The sequence below is a fragment of the Pseudomonas sp. B40(2017) genome (assembly GCF_002112855.1).
Lineage (GTDB): Bacteria > Pseudomonadota > Gammaproteobacteria > Pseudomonadales > Pseudomonadaceae > Aquipseudomonas > Aquipseudomonas pharyngis.
Genome location: NZ_NEIT01000005.1, coordinates 438652 through 464289, shown reverse-complemented (window position 1 = coordinate 464289; position 25638 = coordinate 438652). Strand labels below are relative to the sequence as shown.

The following is a 25638-nucleotide window of genomic DNA, read 5'->3' as shown; positions in this document are numbered from 1 at the left end:
TCAGCGGGTGATGCCGCGGGTCGACGACTGGATGGAGTCACGGAACATCGCGACCTCCGGGAACTGGGCGGACGGCTCGGCCAGTTCGGCCAGCGCCTGCTCGACGGTCAGTCCCTGGCGATACACCGTTTTGTACGCACGGCGCAGCGCGTGAATGGCGTCTTCGCTGAAACCGCGACGGCGCATGCCCTCGAAGTTCATGCTGCGCGCTTCGGCCGGGTTGCCGAATACGGTGACGAACGCCGGGACGTCCTTGCCGATCGCTGTACCCATGCCGGAAAAGCTGTGGGCGCCAATGTGGCAGTACTGATGAACCAGGGTAAAACCGGACAGAATTGCCCAGTCATCAACGTGTACATGGCCGGCCAGCGCGGTGTTGTTGACCAGAATGCAGTGGTTGCCGATGACGCTGTCATGTCCGATGTGGGCGTAGGCCATGATCAGGTTGTGATCACCCAGAGTCGTTTCGGAACGATCCTGAACGGTGCCACGGTGGATTGTCACACCTTCACGGATGACGTTGTGGTCACCGATCACCAGACGGGTTTCTTCGCCCTTGTATTTCAGGTCCGGCGTGTCTTCGCCTACCGAGGAAAACTGGTAGATGCGGTTGTGCTTGCCGATACGGGTCGGACCTTTGAGGATCACGTGTGGCCCGATGACCGTACCCTCGCCGATTTCCACACCTGCACCGATGATCGACCACGGGCCGACCTCGACGCCATCGCCCAACACGGCCGACGGATCGATGATTGCGCGAGGGTCAATCAAACTCATAGCTTGCGTTCCGCACAGATGATTTCAGCCGAGCAGACCGGTTTGCCGTCGACCGAAGCCTGGCATTCGAACTTCCAGATCTGACGCTTGCAGCTGATGAACTTGGCTTCGAGGATCAACTGATCCCCCGGCAGCACTGGCTGGCGGAAACGCAGTTTGTCGGAGCCGACGAAGTAATAAAGGGTGCCGTCGGCCGGTTTCACGTCAAGCATCTTGAAACCGAGGATCCCGGCAGCCTGAGCCATGGCTTCGATGATCAGCACGCCCGGCATGATCGGGTGCGCAGGGAAGTGACCATTGAAGAACGGTTCGTTGATGCTGACATTCTTGTAGGCGCGAATGCGCTTGCCTTCCGTATCCAGCTCCACTACCCGGTCCACCAGCAGGAACGGGTAACGGTGAGGCAGGTATTCGCGAATCTCGTTGATGTCCATCATTTCGGGGGGAAGCCTATGTAAAGATTGGGAGCGCGACTGACGCGCACTCCTCTAGCAAATCAAGGAGGCAGTCCAGAGGCTGTGCACACTTGATATGGAAATGGTATCAGCCTTCAGATGAAGCATTACCGCCAGGGGTCACTTCCCCGGAGCGCTTTTCCAGCTGTTTCAAACGTCGCGCGATGTCATCGAGCTGACGAATACGGGCCGCGCTTTTGCGCCATTCGGCTGCCGGTTGCATGGCTGTGCCGGAAGAATAGGCACCCGGCTCGGTAATCGAGTGGGTCACCATGGTCATCCCGGTCAGGAATACGTTGTCGCAAATATCGATGTGCCCTACCAAGCCAACACCCCCGGCGAGCATGCAGTGCTTGCCGATTTTGGTGCTGCCGGAAATCCCCACGCACGCGGCCATGGCGGTGTGGTCACCGACCTGCACGTTGTGGGCGATCTGAATCTGGTTGTCGAGCTTCACGCCATTGCCGATCACGGTATCGGCCAGCGCACCGCGGTCGATGGCGGTATTCACGCCAATCTCCACATCGTCACCGATGGTCACGCCACCGATCTGGGCAATTTTCTGCCAGATGCCCTTCTCGTTGGCGAAGCCGAAGCCTTCACCACCAAGTACGGCACCAGACTGGATCACCACGCGTTTGCCGATCCGCACATCGTGATACAGCGTGACCCGTGGGGCCAGCCAGCCGCCCTCGCCGATTTCACTGCGCGCACCGACAACGCAATGCGCGCCGAGTGTCACACCCGCGCCAATTCGAGCACCGGCTTCGATCACCACGAAGGGACCGACACTGGCGCTCGGATCGACCACGGCGTCCTCGGCGATCACGGCAGTCGAATGAACGCCGGCAACAGCCTTGGGTTTCGGATCGAACAGATGGGAAATGCGTGCGTAAGCCAGGTACGGATCCGGCACCACCAACGCATTACCGGCATAACCTTCCGCGTCGGCAGCCTTGAGCAACAGGGCTGCGGCCTGCGAGCCAGCCAGGTATTTACGGTATTGGGGGTTTGCCAGAAAGCTCAACTGAGCTGGGCCAGCCTCCTGCAAGGTGGCTAGCCCAGTGATTTGCTTCTCGGGGTCGCCACTCAGGGTGGCGCCGAGGAACTCGGCCAACTGGCCGAGCTTGATAGTCACGGTCATGGGTTACTTCAGCTGATTCATGCGCTCGATAACCTGGCGCGTGATGTCGTACTGAGGTTTGACATCGATCACTGCGCCACGCTCGAACACCAGGTCAAAACCACCTTTCTTGATGACTTCTTCCACTGCGCTATCCAGTTTCGGCTTCAGTTGCTTGAGCATTTCGCGGTCGGCAACAGCCTTGGCTTCGTTCAGCTCCTTGGACTGGAACTGGAAGTCACGAGCCTTTTGCTTGAACTCAAGCTCCAGACGCTCGCGCTCGCCTTGCTGCATCTTGTCGCCACCGGCCATCAGACGATCCTGAATGCCCTTGGCACTGCTTTCCAGGGTCTTGAGCTTGGTCAGTTGCGGGCCAAACTTCTTCTCGGCATCCACGGCGTACTTCTTCGCCGCGTCGGATTCCAGCAAAGCCATCTGATAGTTCAGGACGGCGATTTTCATGTCGGCAAATGCCGGGCCTGCCACCAGTACGGAGGCCAGGAGAACCAATTGAGTCAACTTACGCACGATGCACTCCTACAAAATCCATTGTCGTTGTCTTGGGTCAGACGCTTAGAACGTCTGGCCCAGGGAGAATTGGAACACTTGAGTTTCAGCTTCATCCGGTTTCTTGATCGGCATCGCCAGTGCAAAGCTTAGCGGGCCCAGTGCGGTGACCCAGGTCACGCCGACACCGACGGAGCTGGCCATGTTGCTCAGACTGATGTCGTTGCACTGAGTGGCAGAAGTCGAGCCGACAGTCGCGTTGGTAGTCTTCTCGCACTTGGAGTCAAATACGTTACCCACGTCCCAGAATACCGAAGTACGCAGCGAACGCTGATCCTTGACGAATGGCAGCGGGAACAACACCTCGACACCACCCTGGATCAACACGTTGCCACCGAACGGCAGCGGATCCTGATCCGGGTCACGCAACGTACCGGCGTTACCGGTCACACCGGCGCCACGACTAGGGGTACTGCGTGGACCCAGCGTGCTGTCTTTAAAGCCACGAACCGAGTTGAAACCACCAGCATAGTAGTTTTCATAGAACGGCAAGCCGTCGGTCGAACCATAACCATCGCCATAACCCAGTTCGGTATGCAGGCGCATGGTGTAGTTCTCGCTCAGCGGCTGGAACAACTGGCCACGGTAGTCGAGCTTGAAGAAAGACAGGTCGCTGCCCGGAATGGTGGTTTCCAGGGTCAGGCTCTGGGAACGACCACGGGTTGGCAGCACACCCTTGTTCAGGGTCGACTCGGACCAGCCGGCCGAAGCCTTGAAGTTCAGGTAGTTGTCGCCTTCACGCTTAACGAAGTCGAAAATCTCGTCAACGGTGTACTGGCCGGTTTTGATCTTGTCCTGCTGAGCGGACAGGCCGAAGGTCAGACGCGAAGTCTCGCTGATCGGGTAGCCCACGTTCACGCCGGCACCCAGGCTGTCTACCGCATAGCTCGCTACGTCAACGTCGAGGTCTTTGTAGTCGGTGGTGCGGTAGAACGCGTTGTAACCCAGGCTCACGCCATCGGCGGTCCAGTAGGGGTCAACGTAGCCGAAGTTGTAGCGGCTCTGGTATTCGCTGCGGGTCAGGCCGACGCTGACGCGGTTACCGGTACCGAGGAAGTTGTTCTGGGTGATCGAACCACCGAGGATCAGACCGGCACTCTGGGCGAAACCGACGCTGGCGGTGATCGAACCGGAAGCCTGCTCTTCAACGCTGTAGTTCACGTCAACCTGGTCATCGACACCTGGCACAGCCGGGGTCTCGACGTTGACTTCTTTAAAGAAGCCCAGACGCTCCAGACGGGTCTTGGACTGGTCGATCAGGTAGGTCGAAGCCCAGCCACCTTCCATCTGACGCATTTCACGGCGCAGCACTTCGTCCTCGGACTTGGTGTTGCCACGGAAGTTGATGCGGTTGACGTAGGCACGCTTGCCCGGATCGACAGCGAACAGGATATCGACGGTGTGATCTTCATCGTGCGGTTGTGGCACGCCGTTGACGTTGGCGAAGGTGTAACCCTCGTTACCCAGACGACGGGTGATCAGTTCGGAAGTGGTGGTCATCAGCTTGCGCGAGAACACCTGACCTTTCTGCACCAGCAACAGCGACTTGACCTGGTCCTCAGGGACTTTCAGGTCACCGCTGAGCTTGACGTCACGAACGGTGTACTTCTCGCCTTCGTTGACGTTGACGGTGATGTAGACGTGCTTCTTGTCCGGGGTGATGGACACCTGGGTCGAAGCGATATCCATGTTGATATAGCCACGGTCCAGGTAGTAGGAACGCAGACGCTCCAGGTCACCGGACAGTTTTTCACGGGCATACTTGTCGTCGTTCTTGAAGAACGACAGCCAGTTGGTGGTTTTCAGTTCGAACAGGTCGGTCAGGTCTTCCTCGGGGAAAACCGTGTTGCCCACCACGTTGATGTGCTGAATGGCGGCGACGGTGCCTTCGTTGATCTTCACTTTCAGGCCGACGCGGTTGCGCGGCTGCGAGACCACTTCGGTATCGACGGTAGCCGAGTAACGACCTTGTGCAACGTATTGACGTTGCAGCTCGTTACGCACGCCTTCGAGGGTCGCGCGCTGGAAGATCTCGCCTTCGGCCAGACCGGATTGCTTGAGGCCTTTCATCAGGTCTTCGGTGGAGATCGCCTTGTTGCCTTCGATCTCGATGCTGGCGACCGAGGGACGCTCGACGACCGTGATCACCAGAACGTTGCCTTCGCGGCCCAGCTGGATATCTTGAAAGAAACCGGTTTTGAACAGCGCACGAGTGGATTCCACCAGGCGACGATCATCCGCCTGCTCGCCGACGTTCAACGGCAAGGCACCAAAGACGCTACCCGCGGAGACCCGCTGGAGGCCATTGACGCGAATATCAGAGATAGTGAAGGACTCGGCGTGAACTTCGGCGATCATCAATACGGTGAGAACCGCAGTTAGCAGCAGACGTTTCATGAAGTCCTTTCTTATTCCAACTGGCAATAAACAAACTGCCGCAAAATGCGGCAGATTCGCAATTCAGCGAAGCGTTACAGACGACCCAGATCGTTGACCAGAGCAAGCAACATCACCCCGACCACCAAGCTGATACCGATCTGTATCCCCCAACCTTGCACCCGATCCGACAAGGGACGACCACGCGCCCACTCGATCAGATAAAACAACAAATGCCCCCCATCCAGTACAGGAATGGGCAGCAAATTCAGAACCCCCAGGCTAATACTCAGATAAGCAAGGAAATTCAGGAAATCAGCGACGCCCGACTGGGCAGAAGCGCCCGCCACTTTAGCAATGGTTATCGGTCCACTCAAGTTTTTTACCGAGAGCTCGCCGAAGAGCATTTTCTTCAGTGAATCCAGCGTCAGTACGCTCATGGTCCAGGTACGACGGGCACCCTCGCCAATCGCCGCCAAAGGCCCGTAACTGACCTCGCGAATCATTTCCGGCGGCCAGTCGACAGCCTTCACGCCCGCCCCAAGGTAACCGCTTGGCGACTTTTTATCGCCACGTGCAGCCAGTGTCACAGGGACGTCGATTTGAACACCGTCGCGCTCGACGCGCAGCACGATTTTGGTATCAGGACGCGTACGAACGGTATCGACCACCTGCTGCCAGTCATCCAGCGCCTTGCCATCCAGTTTCAGCAGACGATCGCCGGTTTTCAGCCCGGCTGTCTGGGCCGGGCCTTTCGGATCAAGTTCGGCCAGCACCGGCGGCAATGCCGGGCGCCAAGGACGAATACCGAGGGAGCGAATCGGATCCGGCTCGTCGGCCCCTTTGAGCCATTTATCGAGCGCCAGCTCACGAGGCGAGTCAGCCGTGGAGCCCGGCTCGCGCACCATCAATTGCAGTGAGCCGCTTTCCCCCAGGCGTCGGACCAACTGCAGGTTGACCGCAGCCCAGCCCGAGGTCGGCTCACCGTCGATGGCGACGATTTCCTGACCAGCACTCAGCCCCGCTGTCGCAGCGATGCTGCCGGACTCCACCGAACCGATGACCGGACGAATCTGCTCGCTACCGAGCATGGCCAACACCCAGAAGAACACCAGCGCGAGCAGGAAGTTGGCCACAGGGCCGGCCGCGACGATGGCGATACGCTGACGAACAGACTTGCGATTGAATGACTGATGAAGCTGATCGGCCGGCACTTCGCCTTCGCGCTCGTCGAGCATCTTGACGTAGCCACCCAGCGGAATCGCGGCGACTACGAACTCCGTACCCTGCTTGTCGTGCCAGCGCAGCAGCGGCATGCCGAAGCCAACGCAGAAACGCAGAACCTTGACGCCACAGCGACGCGCGACCCAGAAGTGGCCGAATTCGTGAAAGGTGACCAGCACACCCAGAGCGATCAGGGTGCCGGCAATCATATAGAGCGCGCTCATCTACTTTCTCCGCAATCCTGTCCAGTGCCGCGTGAAGCCATGTATTGCAAGACCTATCGGCCGTGACGACTCAACCACTGCCCGGCCAATGTCCGGGCGGTTGCATCAGCGGCGAACACCGCATCGAGATCATCCAGCGCCACCACAGGCTCGAGATTCAAGACTTCCTCGATGATACTCGCGATTTCCAGGTAGCGAACCCGTCCGTCGAGAAACGCGGCAACCGCCACTTCATTCGCCGCGTTGAGCATGGCCGGGGCACTGTTTCCCGCCTCGGCGGCCTGCCGCGCCAGGCGCAGGCACGGGAAACGCTCCTCGTCGGGAGCTTCGAAATCCAGGCGCGCCACAGCGAACAGATCCAGCGGCGCCACGCCCGAATCAATGCGCTCTGGCCAAGCCAGGGCGTTGGCAATCGGCGTGCGCATATCGGGATTGCCCAACTGCGCCAGCACCGAGCCGTCCACATAATCGACCAGCGAGTGAATCACGCTCTGCGGATGAATCACCACTTCGACTTGCGATGGCTTGGCATCGAACAACCAGCAGGCCTCGATCAGTTCGAGCCCCTTGTTCATCATGCTGGCCGAATCCACCGAAATCTTGCGCCCCATGGACCAGTTCGGGTGCGCACAGGCCTGATCCGGTGAAACATGCGCCAGTTCGGCCATCGGCGTTTGGCGAAACGGACCACCGGAAGCCGTCAGCAAAATCCGACGGACCCCAACGTTACTCAGCCCGCGAGCATAGTCCTGCGGCATGCACTGAAAAATCGCGTTGTGTTCGCTGTCGATCGGCAACAGGACCGAACCGCTCTTGCGCACCGCCTGCATGAACAAGGCGCCGGACATGACCAGCGCTTCCTTGTTGGCCAGAAGAATCTTCTTGCCCGCCTCGACTGCCGCGAGAGTCGGGCGCAGGCCGGCAGCGCCGACGATGGCGGCCATGACGGCATCCACCTCGGGTGCCGCAGCGACCTGACACAATCCTTCCTCGCCGACCAGCACCTGCGTCGGCAGGCCCGCGGCTCGTAAATCATCCTGCAGGTTGCGAGCGGCGCCGACCTCCGGCACTACAGCATATTTAGGAAGATGACGGACACACAGGGCAAACAGTTCGCTCAGGCGGGTAAAACCGCTCAGGGCGAAGGCCTGATAACGCTCCGGATGCCGGGCGATGACATCCAGGGTGCTCAGACCGATCGAACCGGTCGCGCCCAGGACGGTAATCTGCTGTGGGCGACTCACGACGCCGCCATCCACAACAGCACCGCGAATACCGGGATCGCCGCCGTCAGGCTGTCGATGCGATCCAGTACACCACCATGGCCGGGCAGCAGATTACTGCTGTCCTTGATGCCGGACTGGCGCTTGAACATGCTTTCGGTCAGATCGCCCACCACCGAGATGAAGACAATCACCGCCGCACCGATCAAACCCTTGAACAGTTGTGCCACCGTCCAGTCACGGAACAGCGCGACCAACGTGGTGATGACCAGACTTAACGCCAGACCGCCATACACGCCCTCCCAGCTTTTGCCGGGACTGACTTGCGGAGCCAGCTTGCGCTTGCCGAACGCACGACCGGAGAAGTACGCCCCGATATCAGCCCCCCAGACCAGCACCATCACCGCCATGATCAACCAGTTACCGAGCGGGTATTGCTTGATCAGCATCAGCCCTTGCCAGGCAGGCAACAGAATCAGCAAACCGATTACCAGCTTGGCGGCGGCGCTGGACCAATGCTCGCTGGAGCGCGGATACGTCAGCACCAGCCAGGTCGCCAGCACCCACCAGATCACTGACGCGCCCAGCACCCATGGTGCCAGCCCCGGCAGGATGTACATGACGAACAGCATCAGCGCGACCACCGCCGCGTAGCCGACACGGAATGCCTGCGCGGTGAAGCCGGCCAGGCGTGCCCACTCCCAGGCACCCAGGCTCACGACCAGCCCGATGAACAGGGCAAAACCGGACCCTTCGAGCAGGAAAAAACCACCCAGGGCGATCGGCAAAAGAATCAGTGCAGTGATGATGCGTTGTTTAAGCATTAAACCCGGGCTCCAGCTTCGACCTGCTCGCTCGTTTTACCGAAGCGACGCTGGCGCAAAGCGAAATCGGCCAGCGCATTGCGCATGGCTTCGTGTTTGAAGTCCGGCCAGAACAGGTCGGAGAAGTACAACTCGGCGTAGGCCAACTGCCACAAGAGGAAGTTGCTGATGCGATGCTCGCCGCCGGTGCGGATGCACAAATCAGGCAACGGCAGATCACCAGTGACCAGACAGGTCTGCAGCAGATCCGGGGTGATATCTTCCGGGCGCAAATGCCCGGCCTGAACCTCACGCGCCAGACGCTGCGCCGCTTGCGCAATGTCCCACTGACCGCCGTAGTTGGCAGCGATTTGCAGGATGAAACGGTTGGCACCGGCGGTCATCGCTTCAGCTTCACGCATGGCTGCCTGAAGCTCGGGATGGAACCGCGTGCGATCACCAATGATGCGCAGACTGATGTTGTTGTCGTTCAGGCGCTTGGCCTCACGACGCAACGCCTTGAAGAACAGATCCATCAAAGCGCTGACCTCATCAGCCGGGCGCTGCCAGTTTTCACTGGAAAAAGCGAACAGGGTGAGCACCTCGACCTTGGCCTCGGCACACACCTCGATCACCGCCCGTACAGCATCTACGCCCGCTTTATGCCCGGCGACACCCGGCATGAAGCGTTTTTTCGCCCAGCGATTGTTGCCATCCATGATGATCGCGACATGGCGCGGCACCGCGGACGGCGCAGTCTGCTTGGTCTTGTCCATTTAAAGCTCGACCCTTATACGGCCATCAGGTCTTTTTCTTTCTCGGCCAGCTTGGCGTCGATTTCAGCCACGAACTTCTTGGTCAGATCGTCGATCTCGCCGGCTGCGCGACGCTCTTCGTCTTCACTGATTTCCTTTTCCTTGACCAGATCCTTCAGGGAGCTGTTGGCATCGCGACGGATGTTGCGCACGGCAACACGAGCGTCTTCAGCCACATCACGCGCCTGCTTGGTGAAACCGCGACGGGTTTCTTCAGTCAGGGCCGGCATGCTGATCAGCAGCAACTCACCCAGGTTGGTCGGGTTCAGGTTCAGACCTGCACTGCCGATGGCCTTGTCCACGGCGCCCAGCATGTTGCGCTCGAACGCAACGACTTGCAGGGTACGGGCATCCTTGACGGTGATGTTGGCCACTTGTTTGATCGGGGTATCAGCGCCGTAGTAAGGCACCATCACGCCTTCCAGGATGCTCGGGTGCGCCTGACCGGTGCGGATACGGCCGAAGTTGTGAGCCAGGGACTCAACGGACTTCGTCATGCGCTCTTTAGCGTCTTTCTTGATTTCGTTGATCATTGTTGGACTTCCTCGATCAGAGTGCCTTCAGCGCCACCATGCACGATGTTCAGCAGGGCGCCCGGCTTGTTCATGTTAAATACGCGCAGCGGCATCTTGTGATCGCGACACAGGCAGATAGCCGTCAGATCCATTACACCCAGCTTGCGATCCAGTACTTCATCGTATGTCAGATGATCGAACTTCTCGGCATGCGGGTCTTTGAACGGGTCAGCGGTGTAGACGCCATCGACCTTGGTCGCCTTGAGCACGACATCAGCGTCGATTTCAATAGCGCGCAGGCAGGCTGCCGAATCCGTGGTAAAGAACGGATTGCCGGTACCGGCCGCGAAGATCACCACGTCCTTGGAGTTCAGGTGGCGCATGGCCTTGCGACGGTCATAGTGATCGGTCACACCGACCATGGAGATGGCCGACATCACGATGGCGGAGATATTGGCACGTTCCAGCGCGTCGCGCATGGCCAGGGCGTTCATCACAGTGGCCAGCATGCCCATGTGGTCGCCCGTGACCCGATCCATGCCGGCCTTGCTCAGCGCTTCACCGCGGAACAGGTTGCCACCGCCGATCACCAGACCGACCTGAACGCCGATGCCGACCAGCTGGCCGACTTCCAGCGCCATGCGATCGAGCACTTTCGGATCGATCCCGAACTCTTCCGAGCCCATCAGGGCCTCGCCGCTAAGCTTGAGTAGAATGCGTTTATAGCGAGCCTGATAACCACTGCCCTGCTGAGCCATTGCGAATCTCTCCTGCGGCGTATTTTAAAAATTCTTTGCGAGCTGTTTACAGCTGGCGTTCACTCTAGCTTGGCGCTGCTTCAGCGCCATCGGAACATGGCTTTGTAAGTCAGTTCCAAGGGGAAACCAATTAAAAATTGGTAACCCTATCTGAAAAGAGGCTGCGCGCGTGAGCGGGCAGCCTCTTTCGGGCGACAGTTGAAAAACCGTCTTATTGCTTGGCGGCAGCCAGCTGGGCAGCAACTTCTTCAGCGAAGTTGTCGACCGGCTTCTCGATGCCTTCGCCTACTTTGAAGTAGGTGAAGGAAACGATTTCAGCGCCGCCTTTCTTGGCCAGCTCGCCAACCTTGATTTCAGGGTTCTTGACGAACGCCTGCTCAACCAGGCTTGCTTCTGCCAGGAACTTGCTGATACGGCCTTTGACCATGTTCTCAACAATGTTTTCTGGCTTGCCTTTGATTTTTTCTTCGTTCAGCTGCAGGAACACAGCCTTTTCACGCTCGATCGCTTCGTCGGAGACTTGCGAAGGCAGCAGGAACTCAGGGTTGCTTGCAGCAACGTGCATTGCGATGTCCTTGGCCAGCTCGACGTCGCCGCCTTTCAGGACAACAGCAACACCGATCTTGTTGCCGTGCAGGTAGGTGCCGACTACGTCGCCTTCTACGCGCACCAGGCGACGGATGTTGACGTTCTCGCCTACTTTGGCAACCAGTGCTTCGCGAGCGGCTTCTTGAGAGGCGATCAGCGGAGCTGCATCGGTCAGCTTGTCAGCGAATGCTTTGTCAACGCTGGCAGCAACGAAGTTTTTGAAGTCGTCCTGCAGAGCCAGGAAGTCGGTCTGCGAGTTGACTTCGATCAGAACGGCAGCCTTGCCGTCGTCCTTGATGGCGATAGCGCCTTCAGCGGCAACGTTGCCAGCTTTCTTGGCAGCCTTGATGGCGCCCGAAGCACGCATGTCATCAATGGCTTTTTCGATGTCGCCGCCAGCCTTTTCCAGGGCTTTCTTGCAATCCATCATGCCTTCGCCGGTACGCTCGCGCAGTTCTTTGACCAACGCTGCAGTAATTGCTGCCATTTTCAAATTCCTCTTGGATAGGTTTTCAACCATTCCACCCGATCGAACGGGCGTTCAATTCTTCCCGAACCTGTTTGTAGCCGCTGCACGTTACAGATGCTGTAGCTGCGCTGCCGACAGATGGTTTTCGAGGTGGCAAAAAGGGGGCCAAGCCCCCTTTTTGCTTACTGAGTCAACGCCAGGGCGTCAATTACTCAGCTGCAGCCTGAGTTTCTTCAGCTGCGAATTCTACAGTACCGCCAGCAACGTTGTTGCGACCGCGGATGACTGCGTCAGCCATCGAACCCATGTACAGCTGGATAGCGCGGATTGCGTCATCGTTGCCTGGGATGATGTAGTCAACGCCTTCCGGGCTGCTGTTGGTATCGACAACGCCGATGACCGGGATGCCCAGCTTGTTGGCTTCGGTGATCGCGATGCGCTCGTGGTCAACGTCGATCACGAACAGTGCGTCTGGCAGACCGCCCATGTCCTTGATGCCGCCCAGGGAGCGATCCAGCTTCTCAAGATCGCGAGTGCGCATCAGCGCTTCTTTCTTGGTCAGCTTGGCGAAAGTACCGTCTTCGGCTTGTACTTCAAGGTCACGCAGACGCTTGATGGAAGCACGAATGGTCTTGAAGTTGGTCAGCATGCCGCCCAACCAGCGGTGATCGACGTACGGCGAACCGCAACGTGCTGCTTCTTCAGCAACGATCTTGCCAGCGGAACGCTTGGTGCCGACGAACAGAATCTTGTTTTTGCCCTGGGCCAGACGCTCTACGAAAGTCAGAGCTTCGTTGAACATTGGCAGGGTTTTTTCAAGGTTGATGATGTGAATCTTGTTACGCGCGCCGAAAATGTATTTACCCATTTTCGGATTCCAGTAACGGGTTTGGTGACCGAAGTGCACACCGGCCTTCAGCATATCGCGCATGTTGACTTGGGACATGATAGTTCCTTGATAAGTCGGGTTGGGCCTCCACGTATCCCAATGACCAACCATTGATCCGAGGATCAAAGGCACCCAGGCCATCGTGTCGACACGTGTGTGGGTTAATGCTCCCGGAGCTATCCCCGGAAAGCGGCGCATTTTATACCACAGGGGCGACGCAAACGGAACCCGGAATCTGCAATCGCGTCAGGGACATGCGCGCCAGCCCCTTGGAATCGGGACAATGCGCCGCATTGTATAGAGAGAAGCGATGCACGCAGGCGCGGATTTGCGCCTTTGGTCTGTTAGAATCGCGTTTTTCGGGGCCGCCAAATCAACGGCCGCGCCCCTGTTCGTATCAGCAAGCGCCGTCGAGCGCAGAGAGAGCCTGTATGACCGTCACCCTCAAAACCCCCGAGGACATCGCTGGCATGCGTGTCGCCGGCAAACTGGCCGCCGATGTGCTGGAAATGATTGCCGAGCACGTCAAGCCTGGCGTGACCACCGATGAGCTGAACCAGATCTGCCACGACTACATCGTCAACGTGCAGCAGGCCATCCCTGCCCCGCTCAACTACAAGGGCTACCCGAAGTCGATCTGCACCTCGATCAACCACGTGGTCTGCCACGGCATCCCGAACGACAAGCCGCTGAAAAACGGCGACACCCTGAACATCGACGTCACCGTGATCAAGGACGGTTACCACGGCGACACCAGCCGCATGTTCCACGTCGGCACCGTGCCGGTCTGGGCCGAGCGCCTGTCGCAGGTCACCCAGGAATGCATGTACAAGGCGATCGAGATCGTCAAACCCGGCTGCCGCCTCGGCGACATCGGCGAAATCATCCAGAAGCACGCGGAAAAGAACGGTTTCTCGGTGGTACGTGAATTCTGCGGCCACGGCATCGGCAAGGTGTTCCACGAAGAACCGCAGATCCTGCACTACGGCCGTGCCGGCACCGGCATGGAACTGAAGGCCGGCATGACCTTCACCATCGAGCCGATGATCAACCAGGGCAAGGCCGACACCAAAGTACTGGGCGACGGCTGGACCGCTATCACCAAGGATCGCAAGCTGTCGGCACAGTGGGAACACACTTTGCTTGTCACCGACACCGGCTACGAGATCTTCACCCTGCGCAGCGACGACACGATCCCGCGCATCTCGGCCTGACCCAGACACCGTTCCCAGCCTATAGAAGGAAAGCCAATCGATGCCGCAGGTTGATCCCGAACTCTTCGACCGCGGCCAGTTCCAGGCTGAACTGGCCCTGAAAGCGAGTCCCATCGCGGCGTTCAAGAAGGCGATCCGCCAGGCCCGCGAGGTGCTCGATGCACGCTTCCGGGCCGGTCGCGACATCCGGCGACTGATCGAAGATCGGGCGTGGTTCGTCGATAACATCCTGCAAAAGGCTTGGGACCAGTTCGACTGGAGCGAAGACGCCGACATCGCGCTGGTCGCGGTCGGCGGCTACGGTCGCGGTGAATTGCACCCCTACTCCGACATCGACCTGCTGATCCTGCTGGACAGCGCCGACCACGAAATCTTCCGCGATTCCATCGAGCGTTTTCTCACCCTGCTGTGGGACATCGGCCTGGAAGTCGGTCAGAGCGTTCGTTCGGTGGACGAATGCGCCGAAGAGGCGCGCGCCGACCTGACGGTGGTCACCAACCTGATGGAAAGCCGCACCATCTGCGGCCCCGAGCGCCTGCGCCAGCGCATGCTCGACGTCACCAGCACTGCACACATGTGGCCGAGCAAGGAGTTCTTCCTGGCCAAGCGCGCCGAGCAGAAGGCTCGCCACCACAAGTACAACGACACCGAGTACAACCTGGAACCCAACGTCAAAGGCTCGCCCGGCGGACTACGGGATATTCAGACCATTCTGTGGGTAGCCCGCCGTCAGTACGGCACCCTGAACCTGCGTGCCCTGGCCGGCGAAGGCTTTCTGGTCGAGAGTGAAAACGCCCTGCTGGCGTCCTCTCAGGAATTCCTCTGGAAAGTGCGTTACGCCCTGCACATGCTGGCCGGTCGCTCCGAAGACCGCCTGCTGTTCGATCACCAGCGCACCATTGCCGGGCTGCTGGGTTTTGAAGGCGACGACGCCAAACAGGCCGTCGAAAACTTCATGCAGCAGTATTTCCGGGTGGTGATGAGCATTGCCCAGCTCAGCGACCTGATCATCCAGCACTTCGAGGAAGTCATCCTCGCCCCGGAAGACGAAGCGCCGCCACAGCCGATCAACTCGCGCTTCCAGCTGCACGACGGCTACATCGAGGCACGCAACGACAATGTGTTCCGCCGTACGCCGTTCGCCATGCTCGAGATCTTCGTGCTGATGGCCCAGCAGCCGGAAATCAAAGGCGTACGCGCCGACACCATTCGTCTGCTGCGGGAAAACCGTCACCTGATCGACGACAACTTTCGCAACGACATCCGCAACACCAGCCTGTTCATCGAGCTGTTCAAGTGCAAGATCGGCATCCACCGCAACCTGCGGCGGATGAACCGTTACGGCATTCTCGGGCGCTATCTGCCGGAGTTCGGCTTCATCGTCGGGCAGATGCAGCACGACCTGTTCCACATCTATACGGTCGATGCGCACACGCTGAACCTGATCAAACATCTGCGCAAGTTGCAGTACACCCAGGTGTCGGAGAAATTCCCGCTGGCCGCCAAGCTCATGGCCAAGCTGCCCAAGCCTGAACTCATTTATATGGCCGGCCTGTACCACGACATCGGCAAGGGCCGGCATGGTGATCACTCGGAAATTGGTGCCGTGGACGCTGAAGCGTTCTGTCAGCGCCATCAATTGCCGGTGTGGGACAGCCGCCTGATCGTGTGGCTGGTGCAGAACCACCTGGTGATGTCGACCACCGCCCAGCGCAAGGACCTGTCCGACCCGCAGGTAATCCACGACTTCGCGCTGGCGGTCGGTGACGAAACCCGTCTCGACTACCTGTACGTGCTGACCGTGGCCGACATCAACGCGACCAACCCGACGCTGTGGAACTCGTGGCGCGCCAGTCTGCTGCGCCAGCTCTACACCGAGACCAAGCGTGCACTGCGCCGCGGCCTGGAGAACCCAGTGGATCGCGAAGAACAGATCCGCCAGACCCAGAGTGCGGCGCTGGACATTCTGGTACGCGGCGGCACCGATCCGGATGACGTTGAGCAATTGTGGGCGCAGCTGGGCGACGACTACTTCCTGCGCCACACCGCCGGGGATGTGGCCTGGCACACCGACGCCATTCTCCAGCAACCGGCTGACGGCGGCCCGCTGGTGCTGATCAAGGAAACCACCCAGCGAGAATTCGAGGGCGGCACGCAGATCTTCATCTATGCGCCGGACCAGCACGACTTCTTCGCCGTGACCGTGGCTGCGATGGATCAGCTCAACCTGAACATTCACGACGCCCGGGTCATCACGTCCAGCAGCCAGTTCACCCTCGACACCTACATCGTGCTCGACACCGATGGCGACTCGATCGGCGACAATCCGGTCCGGGTCAAGCAGATTCGCGAGGGACTGACCGAAGCCCTGCGCAACCCGGCCGACTACCCGACGATCATCCAGCGTCGGGTGCCGCGCCAGCTCAAGCATTTTGCGTTCGCCCCGCAGGTGACGATCCACAACGACGCCCAGCGTCCGGTAACCGTACTGGAACTCACTGCGCCGGATCGTCCAGGCCTGCTGGCACGGGTCGGCGGGATTTTCCTCGAGTTCGACCTGTCGCTGCAGAACGCCAAAATCGCCACCCTGGGCGAGCGGGTGGAAGACGTGTTCTTCATCACCGACGCCCACAATCAACCGCTGTCCGACCCGCTGCTGTGCAGCCGTTTGCAGGATGCCATCGTCGAACAGTTGAGCGTCAATCAGGAACCCGATATCAAACTGTCGCGCATCAGCATTTGATTGCGCGCCCGGATTCAACCGCTTTGCACGAGATCCCGCACCGATGAACAACGCTCTGTCCCAGCTTCAGCCCTACCCGTTCGAAAAGCTCCGCGCCCTGCTCGGCAGCGTTACGCCAAACCCGGACAAGCGCCCGATCGCGCTGTCCATCGGCGAACCGAAGCATCGCTCGCCAAGCTTCGTCGCCGAGGCGCTGGCCAACAATCTGGATCAGATGGCGGTGTATCCGACCACCCTCGGCATTCCGGCCCTGCGCGAAGCCATCGCGGCTTGGTGCGAACGTCGTTTCAACGTACCGAGCGGCTGGATCGACCCGGCGCGCAACGTACTGCCGGTCAACGGCACCCGTGAAGCGCTGTTCGCTTTCACCCAGACCGTGGTCAACCGTGGCGACGACGCACTGGTGGTCAGCCCGAACCCGTTCTATCAGATCTACGAAGGCGCAGCGTTCCTCGCCGGGGCCAAGCCGCATTACCTGCCGTGCCTGGACGAGAACGGCTTCAATCCGGATTTCGACGCCGTATCGCCGGAGATCTGGAAGCGCTGCCAGATCCTGTTCCTCTGCTCGCCGGGCAACCCGACCGGTGCGCTGATTCCGGTCAATGTGCTGAAAAAACTGATCGCCCTGGCCGACGAATACGACTTCGTGATCGCCGCCGACGAGTGCTACAGCGAACTGTACTTCGACGAACAAACCCCGCCGCCGGGCCTGCTCAGTGCCTGCGCAGAACTGGGCCGCCAGGACTTCAAGCGCTGCGTGGTGTTCCACAGCCTGTCCAAGCGCTCGAACCTGCCGGGGCTGCGTTCCGGTTTCGTCGCCGGCGACGCCGACATCCTCAAGGGCTTCCTGCTGTACCGCACTTACCACGGCTGCGCGATGCCGGTTCAGACCCAACTCGCCAGCGTCGCTGCGTGGAATGACGAAGTGCATGTACGCGCCAACCGTGCGCTGTATCGCGAGAAATTCGATGCCGTGCTGGCGATCCTCAGCCCGGTGATGGACGTGCAGCGCCCTGACGGTAGCTTCTATCTGTGGCCGAATGTGCAAGGCGACGATGCCGCGTTCTGCCGGGATCTGTTTGCCGAAGAACACGTGACCGTGGTGCCGGGCTCGTACCTGTCGCGCGACGTCGATGGCGTCAATCCGGGCGCCGGGCGCGTGCGGATGGCACTGGTTGCGCCGCTGGCGGAGTGCGTCGAGGCTGCCGAGCGTATTCGCGACTTCGTCCTGCGCCACAAGTAATGTCTGAATGCCCGTGCCGGGCAATCCGGCACGGGTGGTCAAATATCACGTAACACTTCCCCTGTTTTTTGTACCCCATTCCTGTGCCGGCCAGACGTTAGTCTTGAGTCGCGCCACTCGCTGCGCGTGAACCAACGCCAACTTTAACTTCATGGAAGAAGTGAACAATGAAAGAACTTCTGGATTGCCAACTGATTCAATGGCCTGACGATCAGGCCGCTTACACAGCCGCCATCAACGAGAATCCGGCAAATGCCGGTACCCACAGCGCACCCGGCTCTCGCCGCAAACGCTCCGTGATCAATTACTCGAAACTCTGGGCAAATGGCCGCACGTTAAAAATCGCATTCATGGATGCACCCGACGCAGACCTTAAGGCCGCGATTATCAAGGCGGCCTGTAAATGGCTGCCCTATATCAACCTCAAGTTTGAATTCGTCGACGATCTGAAAGGTGATATCCGCATCGCCACTCGGAACAATAACAACAGTTCGGTGCTCGGCACCGATGCGCTATTGATTCATCCCGACCATCCAACGATGAATCTGGGCGTCAAACCGGAACATGCCGATTTCGAAACCATCGTGGTTCACGAGTTCGGCCATGTGCTGGGGGCCCTGCACGAACATCAGCACCCTCAAGCCAATATTCCGTGGGACAAACCCAAGGTGTACGCGTTTTACCGAAATCGGGAAATGAATCCGCTGACCCGCGAACAGGTCGACCGCAATCTGTTCGCCTCCTTCGATACGCTGGACGCGCTTTATACGAATTACGACAGGCGATCGATCATGCACCATCCCGTATCGAACGATTTGACCATCGGCAACTGGCAAGTCCCGATCAACCGCAAGATCAGTAAAAAAGACAAACAATTGATGAAACTGCTTTATCCGAAATAAATTCCTGCTTCAAAAAAACATTCGTCAGGTGCAACGCCTGACGAAACTGGATTGAACACACCCACTTACATCAAACAACTTTCATACTTTCACGATCAACAATAACTTCACCACCCGAACTCATCGAGTTGCTGGACACGTTAATTATTTCCTGCAAGTAAGGACACTTGAACATGATTCAAACAATCAACCAGTCTCGCCGAAAAAAACGCGCAGCCGGCAAACCGGCTCACTTCTGGACGCCTGGCCAGACATTGCGAATTGCCTTTCTGAATGGCGACCAGGCGTTCAAAGAGGCTGTCAAAACCGCAGCGAGCAACTGGCTGCCTCACATCAACCTGAAGTTCGATTTTGTCGAGGGCGACTCAGGGGATATTCGTATCAAAAGCGAGCCCGGTATTTACTGGTCTGTCATCGGTAACAACGCCCTATTGGTCGAAGCGCCAGACCCGACCATGAGGCTGTCACCGGACCTGCGAGCACCAGCGTTCTTCGCCGCCAATGTCATGCATGAGTTCGGGCACGCATTGGGAGCCGAACATGAGCACCTGCACCCGGAGTCAAACATTCCCTGGAACAAACCTGCGGTTTACGCCTCACACGGCGTGGCCGAAGACGCCGATGAAGACGATTACGCGCGCCAGTCTGTCGATGAACGCTACTTCAACCTGCTCGATGCCGGCTCGTTCGACTATTCGCCTTACGATCCGAAATCGATCATGCATTACCCCGTTCGCCAGGACTGGACCCACGGCGATTTCAAGATTTATCTGAATCGAGTGCTCAGTGAAAAAGACAAGGCCTTCATGGCGAAGGTCTATCCGTACCCTGCTGCACAAACGGCGTAATCGGTGGACCGGGCCTCCTGGATTATTTGACCTGCCCCAGATTGGCCTCACTCAAATCCAGTTCTCCCAACACTTCCCGTAAAACGTCATCACCAATCTGATGCTGACGACTGAGGCTGTACAACTCAAGGCGCTGCGCCCGCAATGCCTTGAGGCGCAAGCGGCGTTCAAGCAGATCCATCTGGAACGCCAATGCCTGGGCTTCGGCGGAATCGTTGAACACCTCCAGCTGATGGCGGTACTCGGACATGATCCGCGCCTTGAGTTCCGCCGCCAGCGCGGCTTGCGCGGCATCCTGCGGGTTGACCTCTTCGGTCTCCAGCGCATGAATCGCTGCTTCCGCGGTCTTTCGCCAGGCGTCACGGACTTCCTGACGACGCTTGTCGTCCGGGCTTTTTTCGATACCACGCAACAGCAATGGCAGCGCAATACACGCCGCCACCAGCGACAACAGAATCACCCCGGCGGCGATGAAAATCAGCAGGTCCCGCTCGGGAAACACCTCGCTGCCCATCAGCATCGGCACCGACATCACACCCGCCAGGGTCACCGCACCGCGCACACCGCCAACGGTCAGCAACCAGCAGGAACGGGCGGTCGGCACCTGCGTCAGATCCCCCTTCCCACGCAGGCGACGCAACAGCACCGAAAGACGCCAGATGCTCTGCACCCAGATAAAACGCAACAGCACCAGCGCCAGAAAGATCGCCACCACATCGAGACAGCGATAGAACAGGGTCGGCCACAACGACGTCTCGTGGCTGACCACCGCTTTAATGATGTCCGGTAGCTGCAGGCCGAGCAGCAGAAAAATCAAACCGTTGAAGGCAAACTCCAGCAACGACCACACGCTGCGATTGAGCAACCGGGTGCTGGTCTGGCGCGGCAGCAGATCGAGCCAGCTCTGCATCATCCCCGCCGCCACTGCCGAAAGAATGCCCGACGCGCCGAGCCGTTCGGCCAGCACGTAAGCGGCGAATGGCAGCAGCAACATGAACACCACGTGGGTCGCCGGATCGTCCCAGCCCCGGGCGATCATCCAGGCGCGCAACCGGCCGACCAGCCAGCTCAGCGCCACCCCCACTGCCAGCCCGCCGACCGCGACCAGTACGAAGGTCAGGCTGGCGTTGGCCAGGGAAAACGCACCGGTGACCGCCGCGGCCAGGGCGAACTTGAACGTCACCAGGCCCGAAGCGTCATTCATCAGCGCCTCGCCTTGCAGCATGTGCATCAACGGTGTGGGCAAGCGGTTCTGCGAAATGGCCGAGACGGCCACGGCATCCGTTGGCGACAGCACCGCCGCCAGCGCAAAGGCCACCGGCAAGGGAATCGTCGGCAGCAGCCAATGAATGAAGTAACCGGCACCGACCACGGTAAACAGCACCAACCCGACCGCCAGTGTCAGCACCGGCCCGCGCAGGCGCCACAATTCACGCTTGGGCATGCGCCAGCCATCGGAAAACAGCAGCGGTGGCAGGAACAGAAAGAGGAACAGTTCCGGATCAAGGGCCACGTGCAGGCCGAGGGTCGGCCAGGCCAGCAAGGCACCGGCGGCGATCTGCACCAGTGGCAGCGGCAGCGGAATCACCCGTCCAATCAGGCGCGAGACACTGACCAGCATCAGCAGAATCAGGACGGTATAAGCGGTTTGCATAAAGCGGAAATCCCGGACAATCGACAGCGTTGAACTGCCATATTAGCCGCTTAGGCTGTGCGTGGCCGTTGCACCTATGTCGCAGCCCCCTCAGCAAAAGCAACCTCGGCGCCGCGAAACCGTCTGGTCATGGCATAATCCGACACCATTTTTTTCCAGCACCTGTAAAGGGGGCAATTCCTTGACCGTTTCAAGCAAAACGTTGCACCTTTTCGGCATCAAAGCCTGCGACACCATGAAAAAGGCGCGCACCTGGCTCGATGAACACGCTGTCAGCTATGACTTCCACGATTACAAGACCGCCGGCATTGACCGCGAGCACCTGACCCAATGGTGCGACGAGCATGGCTGGCAAACGGTGTTGAACCGCGCAGGCACGACCTTTCGCAAACTCGACGACGAACGCAAAGCCGATCTCGACCAGTCGAAAGCCATCGAACTGATGCTCGCTCAACCCTCGATGATCAAGCGCCCGGTGCTCGATCTCGGTGACCGAACCCTGATTGGCTTCAAGCCAGACATCTACGCGGCCGCGCTCAAGTAAGCAGCCCGTCACTTTTTGTAGAGGTATTCACATGTCCAACTCCCTGTTCAGTATTGCCTTCGGCGTCGGCACCCAGAACCGTCAAGGCGCGTGGCTGGAAGTGTTCTACGCCCAGCCGCTGTTGAACCCTTCGGCCGAACTGGTTGCCGCAGTTGCACCGATCCTCGGCTACACCGAAGGCAACCAGGCCATCACCTTCACCACCGCACAGGCTGCGCAACTGGCTGAAGCCGTGAAAGGCATCGACGCGGTACAAGGCAAGCTGCTGACCCGCCTGGCCGAAAGCCACAAGCCGCTGGTCGCGACCCTGCTGGCCGAAGACGCGCAACTGACTTCGACTCCTGAGGCTTACCTCAAGCTGCACCTGCTGTCCCATCGCCTGGTCAAGCCGCACGGCGTGAGCCTGGCCGGGATCTTCCCGCTGCTGCCGAACGTGGCCTGGACCAGCCAGGGCGCGATCGACCTGAGCGAACTGGCCGAGCTGCAACTCGAAGCCCGTCTGCGCGGCGAGCTGCTGGAAGTGTTCTCGGTGGACAAGTTCCCGAAAATGACCGACTACGTGGTACCGGCCGGCGTGCGTATCGCTGACGCCGCACGTCTGCGTCTGGGCGCCTACGTGGGCGAAGGCACCACCGTGATGCATGAAGGTTTCATCAACTTCAACGCCGGCACCGAAGGCCCGGGCATGATCGAAGGCCGCGTCTCCGCTGGCGTCTTCGTCGGCAAGGGTTCGGACCTGGGTGGCGGCTGCTCGACCATGGGCACCCTGTCGGGCGGCGGCAACATCGTGATCAAGGTCGGCGAAGGCTGCCTGATCGGCGCCAACGCCGGTATCGGTATCCCCCTGGGCGACCGCAACACCGTCGAGTCGGGCCTGTACGTGACCGCCGGCACCAAGGTCGCGCTGCTGGACGAGCACAACAACCTGGTCAAAGTGGTCAAGGCCCGTGAACTGGCCGGTCAGACCGATCTGCTGTTCCGTCGCAATTCGGAAACCGGTGCCGTGGAATGCAAAACCCACAAATCGGCGATCGAACTGAACGAAGCGCTGCACGCTCACAACTAAGCGCCGCTGTGACCTCCTGTGGGAGCGGGCTTGCTCGCGAAGACGGTGTTTCAGTCACCCTTCATTTTGACTGACACGACGCATTCGCGGGCAAGCCCGCTCCCACAAGGTTCGGTGTACACCCGCCCAAGTTCACAGGGCTGAACAGATGATGATTCCCTCCCCCTGGCGCGCCGATTTCCCGGCCATCGCCGCCCTGCAACGGCAAGACCAGACCTATCTGGACAACGCCGCCACCACGCAAAAACCCCAGGCCCTGCTCGACGCGCTGGCGCATTACTACGCCAATGGCGCGGCCAACGTGCATCGTGCCCAGCATCTGCCCGGCGCCCACGCCACGCAGGCGTTCGAGGACAGCCGCCTGAAGGTCGCCCAGTGGCTGAATGCCGGTGACAGCGGGCGGATCATCTTCACCCACGGCGCCACCAGCGCGCTGAATCTCCTGGCTTACGGCCTGGAACATCTTTTCCTTCCAGGCGATGAAATTGTCATCAGCGCCCTGGAGCATCACGCCAATCTGCTGCCGTGGCAGCAACTGGCACAACGTCGCGACCTGAAACTGGTGATCCTGCCGCTGGACGATGACGGGGTCATCGACCTCGCTGCTGCCGTTCACCTGATCGGTCCGCGCACTCGCTTGCTGGCGGTCAGCCAGTTGTCCAACGTACTGGGCGCCTGGCAACCGTTGCCGGCGTTGCTGGCGATGGCCAAGGCGCACAACGCGCTGACCGTGGTCGATGGCGCTCAAGGCGTGGTCCACGGCCGGCATGACGTGCAGGCGCTGGGTTGCGACTTTTACGTGTTTTCCAGCCACAAGCTGTACGGCCCCGATGGCCTTGGCGTGCTGTTCGGGCGCAACGCAGCGCTCGAACAACTGCGCCCGTGGCAGTTCGGTGGCGAAATGGTGCTGGAAGCCAATTATCACGATGCGCGTTTCCGCCCGGCGCCACTGGGCTTCGAAGCGGGAACGCCGCCGATTGCCAGCGTGATCGGCCTCGGCGCGACCCTCGATTATCTGGCCGGTCTGGATCAGGACGCCGTGTCCGCCCACGAAGCCGCGCTGCACGATTACCTGTTACGCGGTCTCGCCGCCCGCAATGGCATTCGTCTGCTGGGCAAGCCGCAACTGGCGTTGGCCAGTTTTGTCGTCGAAGGCGTGCACAACGCCGATCTGGCGCACTTGCTGACCGAACAGGGCATCGCCGTGCGTGCCGGGCACCACTGCGCGATGCCGCTGCTCAAGCGTTTCGAACTGGCCGGGGCGATTCGCGTGTCGCTGGCGCTGTACAACGATTCCGAGGATCTGGAGAGGTTCTTTGAAGCGCTGGATCAGGCGCTGGAGTTGTTGCGATGAGCCTGCCGGTCGAGGCCGCCGACGCGCTGCAAACGTTTCAGAACGCCGCTGGCTGGGAACAACGGGCGCGGCTGTTGATGCAGTTCGGTGATCGTCTGCCGTCGCTGAGCGATGCGGACAAATGCGAGGCCAACCGCGTGCACGGCTGTGAAAGCCAGGTGTGGCTGGTTGGAGAGTTGCGCGACGGTCACTGGCAATTCGCAGCAGGCAGCGATGCGCGGATGATTCGCGGGTTGGTGGCGTTGTTGCTGTTACGGGTCAACGGCTTGACCGCGGGCGAGTTGCAGCAGGTGGATCTGCCGGACTGGTTCAATCAGTTGGGACTGTCGCGGCAGTTGTCGCCTTCGCGCAGCAATGGCTTGAATGCCGTGCTGCAGCGGATGAACGAGCTGGCGCAGTAAAAGGGCTGCTGGGCAGCCCTATGCTTCAGGCCTGAGACTTGACCCGATCCGCCGGGCGCCGAACGCCCGCCACAATCTTGTCCACAGCCTTGGTCGCCGCGACCATGCCGAACGTCGCCGTCACCATCATCACCGCACCAAATCCGCCAGCGCAGTCCAGCTTCACGCCGTCGCCGACAAAACTCTTCTGCAGGCAAATGCTGCCGTCCGGTTTCGGATAGCGCAGCTGTTCGGTGGAGAACACGCACGGCACGCTGTAATGGCGGGTCACTGTGCGCGAGAAGCCGTAGTCACGACGCAGCGTCGAGCGCACTTTCGAGGCCAGCGGGTCGTTGAAGGTGCGGTTGAGGTCGCAGACCTGAATCAACGTTGGATCGATCTGCCCGCCGGCGCCGCCGGTGGTGATGATCTGGATCTTGCGGCGCTTGCACCAGGCGATCAGCGCAGCCTTGGCGTTGACCGCATCAATGCAGTCGATCACGCAGTCGATGTTCGGCGTGATGTATTCGGCCATGGTGTCGCGGGTGACGAAGTCCGCCACGGCGTGCACCTTGCAGTCCGGGTTGATCCCGCGCAGACGCTCGGCCATCACCTCGACCTTGGGTTTGCCGACGGTGCTGTCGAGCGCGTGCAACTGGCGGTTGGCGTTGCTGACGCAGACGTCGTCGAGGTCGAACAGCGAAATCTCGCCCACCCCGCAACGGGCCATGGCTTCCGCCGCCCAGGAACCGACGCCGCCAACGCCGACAATCGCCACATGGGCTGCACGCAGGCGCTCAAGGCCCTCGATGCCATACAAACGGGCGATGCCTGCAAACCGCGGATCTTCTGTACTCATGACCATTACCCTGAAAACCGGCGCG

At 59.7% G+C, this 25638-nt stretch carries 24 protein-coding genes; 9 read left to right on the top strand and 15 right to left on the bottom strand.

Going from position 1 to position 25638, the window contains the following annotated elements:
• The 13 genes from lpxA to rpsB form a co-directional block, all read right to left on the bottom strand.
• The gene (lpxA, locus tag CAF76_RS16220) at window positions 1-777 is read right to left on the bottom strand and encodes an acyl-ACP--UDP-N-acetylglucosamine O-acyltransferase (protein ID WP_085612293.1); all 777 of its coding nucleotides are present in this window, start codon (window positions 775-777) and stop codon (window positions 1-3) included.
• Window positions 774-1214 carry a 3-hydroxyacyl-ACP dehydratase FabZ gene (fabZ, locus tag CAF76_RS16215; protein ID WP_003222142.1) on the bottom strand — a complete coding sequence of 147 codons (441 nt, stop codon included), beginning with the start codon at window positions 1212-1214 and terminating at the stop codon, window positions 774-776. The genes lpxA and fabZ overlap by 4 nt, the downstream gene beginning before the upstream one ends.
• Before the next feature lie 106 nt (window positions 1215-1320).
• Window positions 1321-2376, bottom strand: coding sequence for a UDP-3-O-(3-hydroxymyristoyl)glucosamine N-acyltransferase (lpxD, locus tag CAF76_RS16210; protein ID WP_085647795.1), 1056 nt, complete (start codon window positions 2374-2376; stop codon window positions 1321-1323).
• A gap of 3 nt (window positions 2377-2379) precedes the next feature.
• Window positions 2380-2883, bottom strand: a complete 504-nt coding sequence (locus CAF76_RS16205) for an OmpH family outer membrane protein (protein ID WP_003222140.1) — start codon at window positions 2881-2883, stop codon at window positions 2380-2382.
• 45 nt (window positions 2884-2928) lie between these two features.
• Window positions 2929-5319, bottom strand: coding sequence for an outer membrane protein assembly factor BamA (gene bamA, locus CAF76_RS16200; protein WP_039769675.1), 2391 nt, complete (start codon window positions 5317-5319; stop codon window positions 2929-2931).
• Window positions 5320-5393: 74 nt separating this feature from the next.
• Window positions 5394-6746, bottom strand: coding sequence for a sigma E protease regulator RseP (gene rseP / locus CAF76_RS16195; RefSeq protein ID WP_085647794.1), 1353 nt, complete (start codon window positions 6744-6746; stop codon window positions 5394-5396).
• Window positions 6747-6799: 53 nt separating this feature from the next.
• On the bottom strand, window positions 6800-7990 hold the full coding sequence (gene ispC / locus CAF76_RS16190) for a 1-deoxy-D-xylulose-5-phosphate reductoisomerase (RefSeq protein WP_085647793.1): 1191 nt from the start codon (window positions 7988-7990) through the stop codon (window positions 6800-6802).
• Window positions 7987-8793, bottom strand: coding sequence for a phosphatidate cytidylyltransferase (locus CAF76_RS16185; protein WP_064593785.1), 807 nt, complete (start codon window positions 8791-8793; stop codon window positions 7987-7989). The genes ispC and CAF76_RS16185 overlap by 4 nt, the downstream gene beginning before the upstream one ends.
• The gene (uppS, locus tag CAF76_RS16180; RefSeq protein WP_007954779.1) at window positions 8793-9548 is read right to left on the bottom strand and encodes a polyprenyl diphosphate synthase; all 756 of its coding nucleotides are present in this window, start codon (window positions 9546-9548) and stop codon (window positions 8793-8795) included. Before uppS ends, CAF76_RS16185 begins: the two co-directional genes overlap by 1 nt.
• Before the next feature lie 14 nt (window positions 9549-9562).
• A complete protein-coding gene (frr, locus tag CAF76_RS16175) occupies window positions 9563-10120 on the bottom strand; it encodes a ribosome recycling factor (RefSeq protein ID WP_011332684.1) in 558 nt (185 codons plus the stop codon).
• Complete coding sequence (pyrH, locus tag CAF76_RS16170) at window positions 10117-10860, bottom strand: UMP kinase (protein WP_011332683.1); 744 nt, start codon at window positions 10858-10860, stop codon at window positions 10117-10119. Before pyrH ends, frr begins: the two co-directional genes overlap by 4 nt.
• Before the next feature lie 211 nt (window positions 10861-11071).
• Window positions 11072-11935, bottom strand: coding sequence for a translation elongation factor Ts (tsf, locus tag CAF76_RS16165; protein ID WP_064593783.1), 864 nt, complete (start codon window positions 11933-11935; stop codon window positions 11072-11074).
• Between the two features lie 190 nt (window positions 11936-12125).
• Entirely contained in the window at window positions 12126-12863 is a 738-nt protein-coding gene (rpsB, locus tag CAF76_RS16160; protein ID WP_008052780.1) for a 30S ribosomal protein S2, read from the bottom strand.
• A gap of 374 nt (window positions 12864-13237) precedes the next feature.
• On the opposite strand from rpsB, the gene map reads away from it, so the two are divergent.
• The 5 genes from map to CAF76_RS16135 all read left to right on the top strand — a co-directional run bounded on the left by map (window position 13238) and on the right by CAF76_RS16135 (window position 19756).
• A complete protein-coding gene (gene map, locus CAF76_RS16155; protein WP_039769663.1) occupies window positions 13238-14020 on the top strand; it encodes a type I methionyl aminopeptidase in 783 nt (260 codons plus the stop codon).
• 40 nt (window positions 14021-14060) lie between these two features.
• Entirely contained in the window at window positions 14061-16763 is a 2703-nt protein-coding gene (locus CAF76_RS16150; protein WP_064593782.1) for a [protein-PII] uridylyltransferase, read from the top strand.
• Window positions 16764-16806: 43 nt separating this feature from the next.
• The gene (gene dapC, locus CAF76_RS16145; protein WP_085647792.1) at window positions 16807-18006 is read left to right on the top strand and encodes a succinyldiaminopimelate transaminase; all 1200 of its coding nucleotides are present in this window, start codon (window positions 16807-16809) and stop codon (window positions 18004-18006) included.
• A gap of 167 nt (window positions 18007-18173) precedes the next feature.
• Window positions 18174-18908 carry a peptidase M12 gene (locus CAF76_RS16140; protein WP_064593776.1) on the top strand — a complete coding sequence of 245 codons (735 nt, stop codon included), beginning with the start codon at window positions 18174-18176 and terminating at the stop codon, window positions 18906-18908.
• Window positions 18909-19081: 173 nt separating this feature from the next.
• Window positions 19082-19756, top strand: a complete 675-nt coding sequence (locus CAF76_RS16135) for a hypothetical protein (RefSeq protein WP_085647791.1) — start codon at window positions 19082-19084, stop codon at window positions 19754-19756.
• Window positions 19757-19778: 22 nt separating this feature from the next.
• Here CAF76_RS16135 and CAF76_RS16130 read toward each other — a convergent pair whose 3' ends face one another.
• The gene (locus tag CAF76_RS16130) at window positions 19779-21410 is read right to left on the bottom strand and encodes a Na+/H+ antiporter (RefSeq protein ID WP_085647790.1); all 1632 of its coding nucleotides are present in this window, start codon (window positions 21408-21410) and stop codon (window positions 19779-19781) included.
• A 181-nt stretch (window positions 21411-21591) separates the two neighbouring features.
• Between CAF76_RS16130 and CAF76_RS16125 the strand changes: the two genes are divergently transcribed.
• The 4 genes from CAF76_RS16125 to CAF76_RS16110 all read left to right on the top strand — a co-directional run bounded on the left by CAF76_RS16125 (window position 21592) and on the right by CAF76_RS16110 (window position 24775).
• Window positions 21592-21954 carry an ArsC family reductase gene (locus CAF76_RS16125; RefSeq protein WP_003222107.1) on the top strand — a complete coding sequence of 121 codons (363 nt, stop codon included), beginning with the start codon at window positions 21592-21594 and terminating at the stop codon, window positions 21952-21954.
• 31 nt (window positions 21955-21985) lie between these two features.
• Entirely contained in the window at window positions 21986-23020 is a 1035-nt protein-coding gene (gene dapD, locus CAF76_RS16120) for a 2,3,4,5-tetrahydropyridine-2,6-dicarboxylate N-succinyltransferase (protein WP_007954762.1), read from the top strand.
• A gap of 148 nt (window positions 23021-23168) precedes the next feature.
• A complete protein-coding gene (locus CAF76_RS16115; protein ID WP_064593763.1) occupies window positions 23169-24374 on the top strand; it encodes an aminotransferase class V-fold PLP-dependent enzyme in 1206 nt (401 codons plus the stop codon).
• Window positions 24371-24775, top strand: coding sequence for a SufE family protein (locus CAF76_RS16110; protein ID WP_064593760.1), 405 nt, complete (start codon window positions 24371-24373; stop codon window positions 24773-24775). Before CAF76_RS16115 ends, CAF76_RS16110 begins: the two co-directional genes overlap by 4 nt.
• A 25-nt stretch (window positions 24776-24800) precedes the next feature.
• On the opposite strand, the gene tcdA is transcribed toward CAF76_RS16110, so the two are convergent.
• Window positions 24801-25619 (bottom strand): tRNA cyclic N6-threonylcarbamoyladenosine(37) synthase TcdA, encoded by an 819-nt coding sequence (gene tcdA / locus CAF76_RS16105; RefSeq protein WP_085647789.1) that lies wholly within the window; start codon window positions 25617-25619, stop codon window positions 24801-24803.
• Between the last annotated feature and the right edge of the window lie 19 nt (window positions 25620-25638).